The organism is Weissella viridescens, assembly GCF_001437355.1.
GTDB lineage: Bacteria > Bacillota > Bacilli > Lactobacillales > Lactobacillaceae > Weissella > Weissella viridescens.
This window is the reverse complement of sequence record NZ_JQBM01000002.1, coordinates 1-15797: the sequence shown is the minus strand read 5'-3', so window position 1 is coordinate 15797 and position 15797 is coordinate 1. Positions and strand designations below refer to the sequence as shown.

The window sequence follows — 15797 nt, the reverse complement described above, 5'->3', positions numbered from 1 at the left end:
TTAATTCTTCTCCGTTGAACTAGCGTCATGCGTTTGTTCATCTGTATCAACAAATAAATGCGCTAAATTAAAGACGTGCTCTAGATTTTTCTTAATGGTCGCCATGTCTTGATCGTGTGCACTTGGACGCGCAATGACTAAAATATCCATATCCTGACGTAATCGTGGTTTAAATTCTAAAACACTTTGTCGAATCCGACGTTTTACCCAAACGCGCTCGTGACCACGCAACCCAACTTTTTTAGAAATTGATATTCCTAAACGAAAGTGGGTAGGTTGATCACGTTGCATCGTGTAAACAATAAACATTTTATTTGCGACCGAGTGATGCTGATCGAAAACCTTTTGAAAGTCAGCTTCTGATTTAACTCGATAACTTTTTCTCATTTTTTCTCCATTAAGACAAAAAGAAAACGCGCCATGCAACCATTCCTGGCCGCATCACGCGCATCATTCATCAGTAATTCCTATAGAAGGTATGACCTACTTAGGCTGACAATGCCTTACGGCCCTTTTGACGGCGACGGGCTAATACCTTACGTCCGTTGCTAGTGCTCATGCGCTTACGAAAACCATGCACACGTGAGCGATGGCGCTTCTTAGGTTGATATGTACGCTTCATGTGAAAACACCTCTCATTCGTAGTTAGATTTGGCCTGCGGTTGGCGAGGCCAAACCACAATTCGTTTTCCATAATACCATTTGTCGAAATACAATTCAAGCAAAACGAACTTTTGCATCCAAAAAAAGATTCTTTATTGAATGTTGCTACCTATTATACCAAATGTATGACTTCAAAAACTTAAAACAGGCCGGTTAATTTGAATATTTCAAAATAAAAAAGTTATCCCAAATCTAACGCTCTGTTATGTGGATAACCACACCCCACCTAACACTCTGTTATGTAGTTTTTCCACAATTTCCACAGTTTATCCACATTATCCACAGCGGTGTATAAATAAATTTGGTTACCCCTGTGAATATGTGGATAAGTCTGTTGAATACTGCTATGGTAACATCCGCTTATCCACAATTAGTTATGGATAACTCAATTTTCAGTTAGTTATCCACAGATATCCACAATTTCCTATTTTTTTTAATCACACCCCTGTGGGAAGTCGAATAACTTTTTCCACAGCCTGTGAATATCTCTTTTTGTTATTTATAGTGGTTTAGATTCCCTATCTAGCGCGTTTTTAGCTGTGGAAAACTCAATATATCCCTGTTACAATGAGTGACGTGATAAGATTTATTCACAGTTTGCTCTGTGGATAACTATTCTGCACCAGTTAATTCTTTTTAGGAGGTCGTCCAAAATGGATCCTATCCAACTTTGGAATGCCATCAAAGAAGATTTGAGAAAGAAAACCAATGAATTTTCATATGCAACTTATATTGATAGTTTGACTCCGGTCGCTATCATTGAAAATGATAATAATTCTGTTACTTTGCAATTGACCAGTAATCATGAAAATGTTGCTGATGAATGGCAAACTGACGGTAATGCTTACACGCAATCTTTCGTCCAATCCGCAATGATGGCAACCATGTCTCTCAACGGACAGCCAACTTATGTTATGCCGTCCGTTACATATATAGAACCAAAACCAACCCAATTGGATTTGAATCCAGCCGACTCGTCTACAAATGACCCTGTCGAATCTGACGATGGTGATTCAACTGTCTTGGCTTCAAACTTCATCACAAAAGCGACCCTAAACCCCGAATTCCGTTTTGACACATTTGTTTCGTCTGACGAAAATCGAGAGGCTTATTCAGTTGCGCAAGCTGTGGCTGACAATCCTGGAACACAATGGAACCCATTGTTAATTTACGGAGGCGTTGGACTTGGCAAAACCCACTTAATGCAGTCCATTGGAAATGCTGTTTTAGAACGCACCCCTGAAGCTAAGGTAAAATTCATCACCACTGAAGATTTCATCAATGACTTTACTGAAGCGTTGCGCCGTGGACCTAAAGCTACCGAAGCCTTTAAGCGCGAGTATCGTAGTACTGATTTACTAATGGTTGACGATGTTCAATTCTTGGCCGGTAAGGAAAAAATTCAAGAAGAATTCTTCAATACATTTAATGCCATTACCCGTGAAAATAACCAGATCGTTTTAACTTCAGATAAACTACCTAAAGAAATCCCCGGGTTAGAGATGCGTTTAGTCACTCGTTTCGGACAAGGTTACTCAGCAAACATCACCAAACCAGATTTACCTACACGAGTTGCCATTTTACGGAATAAGTCCGATCAAGAAAATCTCAACATTCCAAATGATGTGATTGATGAAATCGCGGCAGCCGTTGATACGAACGTCCGTGACTTGGAAGGTGTCTTCAATCAAGTTGTTGGTAAGATGAAGTTTAGTAAAGCCGATGTCACTGTAGAAACAGCACGTTCAATCTTGGAAAAGATGAGCTTTAAGCGTCAGCGTGCCATCACTGTACCTATTATTCAAGATACTGTGGCAACTTACTTCGATGTCACGATTGATGACTTGAATGGTAAAAAGCGTAATAAAGAAATTGTGGTACCACGTCAAATAGCAATGTATTTGGCTCGTGAACTAACTCAAGATTCTTTACCTCAAATCGGACGTACCTTTGGTGGTAAGGATCACACAACTGTGATGCATTCTACAGAAAAAATTGAAAAGAAGATTGCAGAAGATGAACAACTACAACGTCAGGTTGAAGAAATTCGCGAGAAGCTAAGCGATTAACACAATCCTGCCTGTGGATAAGTCGAAAGTTTGAAAAAAGTTATCCACACAGTCATCCACATAGACCAATTATTGGTATAATCAACTGTATTAGAGTTATCCACAGTATCCACACCCCTTATTACTATTACTATTTTTTATATTTATAAATAAATCATGCATAAGCAACGCTTGATACATGTTCATGAGGAGAGTCAAATGCAATTTACAATTAATCGTTCAGAATTTATTAAAGCAATGAATCATGTCAGTCGTGCTATTTCTTCACGTACATCAATGCCAATTTTGACAGGTGTTAAATTAGAATTAGATGAGACAGGGTTAACTTTAACCGGATCTAATACAGATATTTCGATTGAAACGAAAATCCCATTCAGTGATGATCAAGCTAAATTAGAACAAACCCAACCAGGAGCACTTGTTTTACCAGCATCATTTTTTGCTAATATCGTAAAACGTCTACCTGGTGAAACTTTCACTTTGACTAACAATGATGGTTTACAAGCCAAAATAACATCTGAAAGTGCTGAATTTGATATTAATGGACAAGATGCGCAAAGTTATCCGCACTTGCCAGAAATTGAAGTCACTAACCATTTAATTTTGCCAGCAGCCACATTGACTGAAGTGATTAGCCAAACGGTGATTGCAGTTTCAAAACAATTAAGTCAACCAATCTTAACAGGGGTTCACTTCATCATCGCTGGTGGGAATTTAACAGCTGTTGCGACTGATCGACACCGTTTAGCACAGCGCACAGTAACCTTCGGTGAATCTGATGTCAACGCTGATATCATCATTCCAGGGCCTTCATTGACACAACTCCAAGCCATGCTTGATGATGTTGAAACAGTTGATGTTCGGGTTGCTGAAAATCAAGTGATTTTCCAACTTGGTGAAAACACAGTGTTCTATTCACGTTTGCTAGAAGGAAACTATCCAGATGCATCACGTTTGATTCCAACAGAAAAGCGAACAACACTAACGATTAATGCGCGTGACTTGTTGCAAACGATTGAACGTGCAGCTTTACTTAGTCACGAAGGTCGCTCAAACGTAATCCAATTTATGGTGAGTGATAGTCGTTCAACGATTTCATCAAATTCACCTGAAGTTGGACGTGTTGAAGAAGAAATTTTTGCTGCACAAACTTCAGGGGATGAATTAACGATTTCATTTAACCCAGATTATATGCGGGAAGCATTGAAGTCGTTTGGTGATGAAGAAATCCAAATTGGGTTCAAAACACCTTTGGATCCCTTCACGTTAGTACCAACGAACAATGAAACTAACTTCATTCAATTAATTACGCCAGTACGCACATACTAATAAAAAGCCGAAAATTGCCTTTTAAGAATTCAGAAGGGGTTTTCGGCTTTTTTGTCACATTTGACATAAATTGTTCAGAATGCGTATATCGGCTTTTTAAGATTGTGAAAAGTCCTATGAAAGCGTATAATAGAAAGTAGAGAAATGACACTTTGTTTCAAATAGGAGGGGTTCAATTGGCTGAAGAAATCAATATTCAAACACCATACATTACACTGGGGCAATTATTAAAGCAGGCCAACGTAACAGAAACTGGTGGACAAGCAAAATGGTATCTACGTGAAAATACAGTCTTGGTAAATCAAGAACCCGATGATCGCCGTGGCCGTAAGCTTTATCCTGGTGATATTGTTGCGGTACCATCTGGTGAACGATTCGTTATTAATGGGATGGGCGCAACGGATTAATGTATTTGACGGAATTAACGTTAAAAAATTTCCGGAATTATCAAGATTTAGACGTCACATTTTCACCAGGTGTAAATGTTTTTTTAGGTGCAAATGCCCAAGGTAAAACGAACTTACTGGAGGCAATTTATGTGCTGGCTTTGACGCGCTCACATCGAACCCATTCTGATAAAGAATTGATTATGATGGGAGAAAGTGAAGCCCGCGTAGCCGGCGTCGTAGAAAAAAATTCTGGGAAGGTACCACTTTCATTAACGTTTACAAATAAAGGCAAGAAGGCACGGGTGAATCATTTGAATCAGCCGAAATTAGCCAACTATATTGGGAATCTGAATGTTATTTTGTTCGCTCCTGAAGATTTAGAGTTAGTTAAAGGTGCACCTTCTGTTCGACGTAGTTTTATTGATCGTGAATTTAGTCAGATGAGCCCCAAATATCTGTATGTGGCCAATCAATATCGGGCCACGCTAAAACAGCGCAATCAATATTTAAAACAACTACAAATGCAAAAACAATCCGACAAGTTATTTTTAGAAGTTCTGACCGAGCGACTTGTTATTTTTGCTTCGGAATTAATTGAACGGCGGATTAAGCTCTTGAAAGATCTTAACCAAGCTGCACAACCAATTCATGAAGCGATTACGCAAAATCAAGAAAAACTTGAAATTGACTATATTTCACAAATTAAAAATGTTGAAGAGTTGGACCAAACAGAATTACAGCAAACTTTAACCAAAGAGTTTGAGCGTGTGCAAAAGCGTGAAATTGCGGAAGGGGTTACGAAGGTTGGACCTCATCGAGATGATTTACGTTTTTTAGTTAATGGATTTGATGTGGCAACCTTTGGTTCACAAGGTCAGCAAAGAACAACGGCATTAGCCGTTAAACTTGCTGAAATTGATCTAATGAAACAGCAAACAGGAGAATATCCAGTATTATTGCTAGACGATGTCTTATCTGAATTAGATGCAAGTCGCCAAACGCATTTGTTAAAAGCAATGCAAAATAAGGTGCAAACGTTTATCACGACACCTTCTTTGAGTGATGTTGCTAAACAATTGATTGAGGACCCAAAGATTTTTAATGTCCAAGATGGAACACTTAAAGAAAATGAATGAATGTTAGAAGGGAAAAATAATGGCTGAAGAAGATACACAAATGCATACACAAGCGGATGATTATGATGCCAGCCAGATTCAAGTTCTTGAAGGACTTGAGGCGGTGCGTAAGCGTCCAGGAATGTATATCGGAACAACAACGAGTCAAGGTCTACATCATTTAGTGTGGGAAATTGTCGACAATGGAATCGATGAGGCCCTTGCTGGCTTTGCGGATCACATCACTGTGACAGTTGAAAAAGATAATTCAATAACTGTGACTGACAACGGTCGTGGTATTCCAATTGACGTTCAAGCTAAGACAGGTAAGTCTGCCCTTGAAACAGTCTTTACTGTACTTCACGCTGGAGGAAAATTCGGCGGTGGTGGTTATAAAGTTTCTGGGGGACTTCACGGTGTTGGAGCCTCAGTTGTTAATGCATTATCAACTGAATTAGATGTGATTGTCGTTCGTGATGATAAAGCCTACGATATGGACTTTGAACGCGGGCATGTGAAGGATAGTATCCATGAAGTGAGCCCTGAAGGACTTGCTGTTTCACGTGGAACAATTGTTCATTTCACGCCAGATCCTGATATTTTCCAAGAAACAACGGAATTTGATATCAAGACTTTGACAAACCGTGTCCGTGAATTGGCTTTCTTGAATAAGGGATTGCGAATTTCAATTACAGATAATCGTCCAGCAGAACCCGTTACAGAATCATTCCACTATGAAGGTGGAATCAAAGAGTATGTTGAATACCTTGATGTTAATAAAGATGTTTTGTTTGAAGATCCAGTTTATGTTGAAGGAACTGAAAATGGCATTGCTGTTGAAGTGTCTTTGCAGTATACGGATGATTTCCATTCAAACATGATGTCATTTGCTAACAATATTCACACTTATGAAGGTGGAACCCATGAGACGGGATTCAAGTCAGCTTTGACACGTGTTATCAATGACTATGCACGTAAGAACAGCATCTTAAAGGATGGGGATGAATCTCTTTCTGGTGAAGATGTGCGTGAAGGTTTGACAGCGATTGTATCAGTTAAGCACCCAGATCCACAGTTTGAAGGTCAAACAAAGACTAAACTTGGAAATTCTGATGCACGAACTGCTGTTGATCGCATGTTTTCAGAAACATTCTCACGATTTATGTTGGAAAACCCAGCAACGGCGCGTGAGATTGTTGAAAAGGGAATGTTGGCGAATAAAGCTCGTAAAGCTGCAAAGCGTGCACGTGAAGCGACACGTAAGAAGAGCGGGCTTGAAATTTCTAATTTGCCAGGTAAGTTGGCGGATAATACGTCAAAAGACCCTGAAATTTCTGAACTATTTATTGTTGAGGGAGACTCAGCCGGTGGTTCAGCTAAACAAGGTCGTGAACGTTTGACACAAGCTATTTTGCCAATTCGTGGAAAAATTTTGAACGTTGAAAAGGCAAGCATTGATAAGATTTTGGGTAACGAAGAAATTCGGTCACTCTTTACGGCTATGGGAACTGGTTTTGGTGATGAATTTGATGTTACCAAGGCTAAGTATCACAAGTTGATTATCATGACTGATGCCGATGTCGACGGTGCCCACATTCGAACATTGCTATTGACGCTAATTTATCGTTACATGCGTCCTCTTCTTGAAAAGGGATACGTTTATATTGCGCAACCACCTCTTTATCAAGTGCGTCAAGGGAAATTTGTGCAGTACTTGGATTCAGAAGAAGAACTTAATCGCTTATTGCCAACGCTAAATGCTTCACCGAAGCCTGCAATTCAACGATATAAGGGACTTGGTGAAATGGATGCGAGTCAACTTTGGGAAACAACAATGGATCCTGAAAATCGTCGCCTATTGCGTGTGCAATTAGATGATGGGGTTGAAGCAGATCGTATTTTCTCAATGTTGATGGGTGACAAGGTTGAACCACGTCGTGAATTCATTGAACAGAATGCGCAATACGCTGAATTAGATATTTAGTTCGTATAGACGTATTTCCAAAAGATATAGAAAGGGTCAAGAATGTCTGAAGAACAATATGATAGTCGGATAACAAATGCCAATGTTGGCGAACAGATGCAGACGTCCTTTTTGGACTATGCAATGTCAGTTATCGTGGCACGAGCATTACCTGACGTCCGTGATGGACTGAAGCCTGTGCATCGTCGAATCTTATTTGGCATGAACGAACTTGGTGTGACGCCAGATAAGCCACATAAAAAATCAGCCCGTATTGTTGGGGATGTCATGGGTAAGTATCACCCTCACGGAGACTCAGCGATTTACGAATCGATGGTTCGTATGGCGCAAGACTTTAGTTATCGTTACATGTTGGTTGACGGTCATGGAAACTTCGGTTCAATTGACGGAGACTCAGCTGCCGCGATGCGTTATACCGAAGCACGTTTGAGTAAGATTTCAGTTGAAATGTTACGTGATATCAATAAGGATACCGTTAATTTCATCGATAATTATGATGGTACTGATCACGAACCTGAAGTCTTGCCAGCACGTTTCCCAAACTTGCTGGTTAATGGAACGAATGGAATTGCGGTTGGAATGGCAACTAACATTCCACCACACAATTTGGGTGAAGTTATATCAGCCATTCACATGTTGATGGATAATCCTGATGTGACGACCGCTGAATTAATGGAGGCTGTCCCAGGTCCTGATTTCCCAACTGGTGGAATCGTGATGGGAAAAGCTGGAATTCGTAAGGCTTATGAAACTGGAAAAGGTCATATTACGGTACGTGCCAAGGTTGATATTGAGACTGATAAATCTGGACACGAACGCATTATCGTGACTGAATTACCATTTATGGTCAACAAGGCACGTTTGATTGAACGAATTGCCGACTTAGGTCGTGATAAGCGAATTGAAGGAATCACCGGTGTTAACGATGAATCCGACAAGGAAGGTTACCGAATTGCAATTGATGTTCGTCGTGACGTGTCAGCTTCTGTGGTTTTGAATAACTTGTATAAGCAGACATTGTTGCAAACTAACTTTAGTTTCAACATGTTGGCCGTTCAAAATGGAGCGCCAAAGCTCTTTGGCTTAAAAGAAATTTTAGTTGCTTATCTTGAACACCAACAAGAAGTAATTCGTCGTCGTACTGAATTTGATTTGAAAAAGGCCGAAGCACGTGCGCATATCCTTGAAGGATTGCGGATTGCTTTGGACCATATCGATGCGATTATTACGATTATTCGTGGATCAAAAACTGCTGAGATTGCCAAAACACAATTGATGGCAGATTATGCCTTATCAGATAAGCAAGCCCAAGCTATCTTGGATATGCGTTTGGTTCGTTTGACTGGTTTGGAACGCGATAAGGTTGAAGATGAATACCAAGAATTAGTTGCAAAAATTGCTGACTTCAAGGATATTTTGGCAAAGCCTGAACGAATTGATGCAATTATTTATCAAGAATTGTTGGAGATTCAAGATAAATTTGGTGACGAACGTCGAACTGAATTGCAAGTTGGTGATGTTACATCAATTGAAGATGAAGATTTGATTGAAGAAGAAGATGTCATTGTGTCACTAACGCGTGGTGGCTATATCAAGCGTATGGCCCAAAGTGAATTCCGTTCACAAAACCGTGGAGGTCGAGGCGTCCAAGGTATGGGTGTGCATGACGATGACTTTATTGACCAAATGGTCTCATCATCAACACATGATACATTGCTCTTCTTTACTAATACTGGTCGCGTTTACCGTTTGAAGGGTTATGAAGTTCCTGAATATAGCCGAACGGCTAAGGGAATTCCAGTCGTTAATCTTTTGGGACTTGATTCTGATGAATCTATTCAAACGGTGATTAGTGTCCAAGGAGATGCTTCTGAAAGTGAAGACTACCTCTTCTTTACTACTCGTCAAGGGGTTGTGAAGCGGACACCAGTCTCTGACTTTGGAAATATTCGAACAAGTGGCTTGCGTGCGATTAATCTGCGGGATGAAGATGAATTAATTAATGTGTTAGTTGCCAATGGTGCAAGTAATATTCTAATTGGTACGCACAATGGTTATGCCGTTTCATTCAACTCCACTGCTGTCCGTTCAATGGGACGAACTGCAGCCGGAGTTCGTGGAATTAATTTGCGGGATGACGATTATGTCATCGGAGCCCAAGCGCTTGAAGATGATAAGTATGTCTTAGTTATTACTGAAAATGGTTATGGTAAAAAGACCCCAGTTAGCGAATATCCAATTAAGGGTCGTGGTGGTAAGGGTATTAAAACAGCCCAAATCACTGAGAAGAATGGCCCAGTTGCTGGAATTGCTGTTGTTGATAATGATGAAGACATCATGTTAACAACTAATATGGGGGTCATGATTCGATTCAGCGTAGATGCTGTTTCTGAAACAGGCCGTGCAACTCAAGGAGTTCGTTTGATTCGCTTGGATGGTGATTCAAAGGTTGCAACATTTACCACAGTTGATCCGGATCCCGATGCTGATGCAGCGGTAGATGAGGAGATTGAAACTGTTGTGGTTGATGTCGTAGATGAACCAGCTGAAGCAGTTAATTCTCAGACTGAACAAGTAGAAGCCTTGCTTGACCGTGCTGAAGATGACTCAGAGTAAAATTAAAAAGCTTATCCAGTTTGCGTAACTGGATAAGCTTTTTTTATGGGTTGGTTTTAATCATGTGAGTATGAGGATGACATTGAAGTAATCAGCGTGATGTAGAAACCAGAGCATCAAGTGAGTCAAACTGCTCTGCGCGCGTGATATTTTATCAGCTTATGAAAACGACTTGGCAAATTTCAAAAGCACCAATGTAAACATCTGAAAATCCATGTTCATAAAGGATAGTGACATAATTTGAGACGTAGGGAACGCCTTATGGCTGGTTTAAATTACTTTTAATATGATGTATACACTATACGATGGACACAATTGTCAGAATTTATCGTATAATGGAGAATAGTTAAAAAAAAACAAAGGAACCAATAATCTATGAAGCAGAGTCGTCTTTCTGATTGGTTTAAATCACGGATTGGCTTTATTGTGATTTTAGTTGCCTTACTCTGGGCTAAAACACAGATGGCTAACATAATGGACTTTAAATTGTATCAGGGTGCTAGCCCGGTTCAATGGATAACTCTATTAGTGAATCCAATACCAATTGCATTATTATTACTAAGTTTTGCTTTATATTTTAAATCACCTAAACTATTTTATCCGATTTCATTAATTATATATATTGCAAATATCGCATTAGTTCAGTTAAATGTTATCTATTATCGTGAGTTTTCTGACTTCATGTCAGTCTTAGTTATGTTGGGATACGATAAAGTTAATCAAGGATTGGGCGCGTCTGGATTTGCCTTAAGTAATGTACATGATATTTTCTTTTGGCTCGATCTAATTGTGCTGTTAATCTTGGTTGTCTTTAGGAAAATCAGATTAAAAGCACCTGCAGTCGCAAAATTTAAAGCTTTCAGTATTACAAGTTTTGCAATTTTAGGGTCAATGCTTGTGCTAATGTTGAGTGAAATGGATCGGCCACAATTAATCACCCGTCAATTTGATAGTAAAATGATGGTCCGTTATTTGGGGCTAGATAGTTATACTTTTTCTGATGCCATTCGCGCACAAAAAGTTTCTGAAATGAAGAGTAGCGCTAAGAAATCAGATATCGAAAAAGTACAGAAATACATTCGCGACCATAATGTGCCAGCGAATGCTAAGTATGCAGGAATTGCAAAGGGACGTAATGTATTTGTGATTCACCTTGAATCAACCCAGCAATTCTCACTTGATTTAAAAGTTAATGGCCAAGAAGTGACCCCTTTCTTGAATAGTATTTATCATTCAAAGAGTACCATTGGTTTTGATAACTTCTTCAACCAGGTAGGACAAGGAAAAACTTCTGATGCAGAAAACATGCTGGAGACCTCAACTTTTGGGTTGCCGCAAGGATCATTATTTGCTACGCAGGGAAGTGATCATACGTTCCAGGCTATGCCAAGTATCTTGAAGCAGACACAGGGATACTCTTCAGCAGTTTTCCATGGAAATACAGCAAGTTTCTGGAATCGAAATAACGTGTACAAGAACATGGGATACCAGTATTTCTTTGATGCGAGTTATTATGATACATCTGGGGATAAAGCAACAGGCTATGGATTGAAGGATAAGCTTCTATTTTATGATTCAATTCCATATTTAGAGCGTCTTCAACAACCGTTCTATGCAAAGTACATCACGGTGACAAATCACTTCCCATATAGTTTGGATAGTGAGGATAAAGATCCGAACTTCCAAACGACGGATAGTGGATCGAAGGTAGTCGACGGTTATTTTGAAACGAATCACTACATGGATCAATCTATTCATGAATTCTTTGATTATTTGAAGAGTTCAGGGTTATACGATAATTCCATTATCGTGATGTATGGGGATCATTATGGTATTTCTAATTCCGAAAATAAGGCTTTGGCGCCTATTTTAGGGAAGGATCCAGATAAGTGGAATGCTAATGATAATGCTCAGTTGCAACGTGTCCCATTTATGATTCATATTCCAGGTTATAAGGGTGGATTCATCAACCATACGTATGGTGGTGAGATTGATGTAATGCCAACATTGTTACATTTGTTAGGTGTGACGGATACCAAGAAATATGTTGAATTAGGACAAGACTTGTTGAGTGACAAACGTCAACAAGTGGTAGCTATGCGTGACGGTGATGTGATTACACCACAGTACAGTTACATTAATTCAGTGATGTACGATAATAAGACTGACCAGCCGATAGAAAATCCAACCGAAGCACAACTTGCTCAGGCAAAGAAAGCGACTGATGCCGCGCATGAACAATTACGCGTATCGGATGCAATTAATCAAAAGGATTTGTTGCGTTTCTACACGCCAAAGGGCTTTAAACCAGTGGATGCTAAGGAATACAATTATTCGAACGGTTTGGAAAAGTTGAAAAATCTTGAGAAACAACGTAAATCAAGTTCACGTGACTTGTTTACCATTCATGGAAACAAATCAACGCAACCATTGTACAAGACGGATGCGCCTGAAAAGGATCAGCCACGATTAAATACTTCGCGGATTCAGCAAATAAACCCTGATCAAGGGGATGCCACGGATGGCGGAAATGATAAGCCTAATCCATAAGCACAGAACTACCAGTCAGCCGATATTTTGTCGGTTGGCTTTTTTTATGGGAATTTAGTAAAATTGAACATGTCTGTTAAATAGGTTAACAATCTTGGTAAGTAAAATTATTTGAAATAACGGGTGTGAATTGATGGCATATTTAGATAAAAGAGAAGTGATTGAAAGCATATTTAAACCTGATCTCTTTAAATTTAGAATTGGGGAGCTATCGAAAATGACAGGCGTGTCAACCCGTCAGTTACGTTACTGGGAAAGCAAGGCGATTATCAATCCGTTACCACGGGAAGGTGATCAAGATGCCCGGGTCTATAACTATGAAGCGTTTCATAAAGTTCAATCAATTAAATACTTTTTGGATGAAGGCTATACGTTAAAAGCAGCCGTCGCCAAGACGGATGAAATTTTAGAGATGTTTGGAAAGATTCATACCATTATCGGGCATGCTGTTCGTGGCATCGAAGAAGTGGATGGTGAAATGATGGTGGATCTAGGAATTTTTGACGAGAAAGCGCAAACACGGCTATGGGCTTCAATTGATGAAAATGAAAAAGTTCATTATCATGTGCGCGCAGAGGGTGAATAAATGAATTGGTCAGGTTACTATAAATTAGATTGGCAAGATCGGGTACAATATTTAGTTGACCATCATTTGATTGATGGGAATCAGGCAGAACTGATAACTGAGAACTATAACCCGGTTGGTGATCAGCTGGTAGAAAACTATCTATATAATTTCGGAGTGCCAACGGGGTTATTGACGGATATTAAGGTTAATGGTGAACATAAGTCAGTACCGATGGCGACTGAGGAGCCTAGCGTCATTGCAGCCGCTAACAACGGTGCCAGAATGTTGAATCAAGGCGATGGAGTTCGAGCAGCGTTTAAACAACGGTTGATTCGAGGACAAGTGATTGCGATTAACTTGGAAGATGCTGAGGCGTTTCAGGATTATGTAGAGCAACATACGGCAGAGTTATTAGCAGTAGCCAATCAAGCACACCCAAGTATGCTAGCCCGTGGTGGCGGTGCAAAAGATATTACAATTGAGCCGTTGGATATAAACACGGTTGCAGTTGATATTTTAGTCGATCCATGTGAAGCCATGGGCGCTAATGTCGTCAATACAATGGCTGAGGCGGTGGCACAAGACTTGCGTTCAGCCGGATTTGAAATATTGATGGGTATTCTATCAAATTATGCAACTGAAGCGCTGATCGAAGCTGAGGTTACGGTACCAGTGGTGGCTTTGAAAACAAAGCAAGGCATGACTGGTGCGGAGGTTGCTGAGAAAATTGCGCAAGCCAGCCATATGGAACAATTAACACCGTATCGTGCAGTCACTGCTAATAAAGGCATTATGAATGGCGTTGAAGCCGTTGTACTCGCTAGTGGTAATGATACGCGTGCCGTGAACGCAGGAATGCATGCTTACGCTGCTGAATCAGGACAATATAAGGGACTGGCTCAATGGTTAGTTTCTGACGATGGCGACTATTTACACGGCTATATTAAAATGCCACTGATGTTAGGAGTGGTTGGTGGTTCAATCGGTATTGTACCAGCAGTCCAGTTAAACCAGCAGATCATGGGGAATCCTGACGCGCAGACATTGAGCGCAATAGTAGCGGGTGTTGCATTGGCACAAAACTTGGCGGCCTTAAGAGCATTAGTTTCAAGTGGTATTCAGGCTGGTCATATGGCGCTTCAAGCGAAGTCACTTGCCCTACAGGTGGGCGCCACGGTTTCTGAAGTTCCCCTACTTGTGGCAGCTTTGACAAAATCAAAACAAATTAATCAAGCCTCAGCGCAGGCCTTGTTAGAAGATATTAGAAAAGAGATGAGGTAAATTACTATGCAATTTTCAGCAGATACATTAAAGTTACTCGATCAAGTTAATCAATTATATCCAGGTTCAATTGTGTTACATGGAAGTGGGGATGCGTCTGGCATTATTAATCACGAACAAGTGACAACAGATGTGCTTGGTGAACGTTTGGCCATTCAGGTGACTGATGCAACTGCCCCAGATTTTACAGCTACACATGAGTTACTACATATGATGTTGGGACTTGGTGGTTTCCCACAAGTGTTCTTCCAATTGAAGGTGGCAGATAATGATGATTTGACGGAACAAATGATTGTGATGTCAACTTACTTGTATCGCCCAGCTTTGCACGCCATTATCTATAAAGAACAAAAGCAACATGGTTTGATTACAAATGATGTCTTGAACGGGTACGTTAAGGGAGTTGAAGCAGAATTGACTCCTGAAACATCAGATGATGAGCAAAGCCAGGCAGCTTTGCGGATTATGCTGCTATTAGATGCGCAGGTATTGTTTAGCGTGCTTGATAATGATCAAATTAAGGCAAAGCAGACAGAGCTAATGGATTTGTATCCAGTGGCCTGGGCCGCCGCAAGTGAGATTTTAGCAGCTATGCAGCCTGAAAAAATCACCAATGCCTTAGGATTGCATCGTGCTGTTGTCGCGGCCTTCACAACATTTGATGAACAAATGGCAAAAATGCAATTGCCACTTTTGAATGCGAAGGAGTTTGCTACCCTAACGCCAGTGCTTTCAGAACGCCAATTGCGTTTGACGGTTAATCAAATTTTCAATATTAAGCATGTTGATTTATTGGATGAGACAACAAACCAAACGGCATATATTGGTGTAACAAAACAAGATGGTCAAAATAGTTTTGCTATTTCAGCTCCAGAAGAAGAAACACAACGAGCTGAATTCTTCAAAGAACTCTATCAATTATCAGTATCGGAGCTATTCGATCAAATCAAACAACCCTATACTTTGCGTGACTAAAAAAGACGAAAACAAACAATTTAAATTGTTTGTTTTTTTTATTGACAAAGACCCGCTGGTTCTGTAATATAGTTTGAGTTCTCTACTTGAGCGATAAAAGTCACACGATAATTTAAATTAAAAAGTTGTTGACTTTGATTACTAAATACAGTAAACTTAATCAAGTTGGGTCGTAAGAGGTAATGCCTCTTGTCTAACGAAAAAGTAGATCATTGAAAACTGAATATCGTTTCGATATAAACAAATGTGTAGGGTCAC

Annotated in this window: 12 protein-coding genes; 10 read left to right on the top strand and 2 right to left on the bottom strand. The window is 40.0% G+C overall.

The window, feature by feature from the left end:
• A complete protein-coding gene (gene rnpA, locus IV50_RS02610; RefSeq protein ID WP_057744691.1) occupies window positions 1-387 on the bottom strand; it encodes a ribonuclease P protein component in 387 nt (128 codons plus the stop codon).
• A 100-nt stretch (window positions 388-487) separates the two neighbouring features.
• Window positions 488-622: a 50S ribosomal protein L34 gene (rpmH, locus tag IV50_RS02605; protein ID WP_057744688.1), complete on the bottom strand. Its 135-nt coding sequence runs from the start codon at window positions 620-622 to the stop codon at window positions 488-490.
• 694 nt (window positions 623-1316) lie between these two features.
• Here rpmH and dnaA point away from each other — a divergent pair.
• The 10 genes from dnaA (at window position 1317) to IV50_RS02555 (ending at window position 15539) form a co-directional block, all read left to right on the top strand.
• Window positions 1317-2732 carry a chromosomal replication initiator protein DnaA gene (gene dnaA / locus IV50_RS02600; RefSeq protein ID WP_057744683.1) on the top strand — a complete coding sequence of 472 codons (1416 nt, stop codon included), beginning with the start codon at window positions 1317-1319 and terminating at the stop codon, window positions 2730-2732.
• Between the two features lie 198 nt (window positions 2733-2930).
• Entirely contained in the window at window positions 2931-4061 is a 1131-nt protein-coding gene (gene dnaN / locus IV50_RS02595; RefSeq protein WP_057744679.1) for a DNA polymerase III subunit beta, read from the top strand.
• 176 nt (window positions 4062-4237) lie between these two features.
• Window positions 4238-4468: a S4 domain-containing protein YaaA gene (gene yaaA / locus IV50_RS02590; protein ID WP_057744676.1), complete on the top strand. Its 231-nt coding sequence runs from the start codon at window positions 4238-4240 to the stop codon at window positions 4466-4468.
• Window positions 4468-5586 (top strand): DNA replication/repair protein RecF, encoded by a 1119-nt coding sequence (gene recF / locus IV50_RS02585; RefSeq protein ID WP_057744673.1) that lies wholly within the window; start codon window positions 4468-4470, stop codon window positions 5584-5586. The genes yaaA and recF overlap by 1 nt, the downstream gene beginning before the upstream one ends.
• 19 nt (window positions 5587-5605) lie before the next feature.
• Window positions 5606-7549, top strand: coding sequence for a DNA topoisomerase (ATP-hydrolyzing) subunit B (gene gyrB, locus IV50_RS02580; protein WP_057744670.1), 1944 nt, complete (start codon window positions 5606-5608; stop codon window positions 7547-7549).
• 42 nt (window positions 7550-7591) lie between these two features.
• Window positions 7592-10165, top strand: a complete 2574-nt coding sequence (gene gyrA, locus IV50_RS02575; RefSeq protein ID WP_057744668.1) for a DNA gyrase subunit A — start codon at window positions 7592-7594, stop codon at window positions 10163-10165.
• A 375-nt stretch (window positions 10166-10540) separates the two neighbouring features.
• Entirely contained in the window at window positions 10541-12715 is a 2175-nt protein-coding gene (locus IV50_RS02570) for an LTA synthase family protein (protein ID WP_057744665.1), read from the top strand.
• A gap of 133 nt (window positions 12716-12848) precedes the next feature.
• Window positions 12849-13301 (top strand): MerR family transcriptional regulator, encoded by a 453-nt coding sequence (locus IV50_RS02565; protein WP_057744662.1) that lies wholly within the window; start codon window positions 12849-12851, stop codon window positions 13299-13301.
• Window positions 13302-14564 (top strand): hydroxymethylglutaryl-CoA reductase, degradative, encoded by a 1263-nt coding sequence (locus tag IV50_RS02560; RefSeq protein WP_057744659.1) that lies wholly within the window; start codon window positions 13302-13304, stop codon window positions 14562-14564. It abuts the gene before it with no gap.
• A 6-nt stretch (window positions 14565-14570) separates the two neighbouring features.
• Window positions 14571-15539: a hypothetical protein gene (locus IV50_RS02555; protein WP_057744656.1), complete on the top strand. Its 969-nt coding sequence runs from the start codon at window positions 14571-14573 to the stop codon at window positions 15537-15539.
• The last annotated feature ends 258 nt before the right edge of the window (window positions 15540-15797 follow it).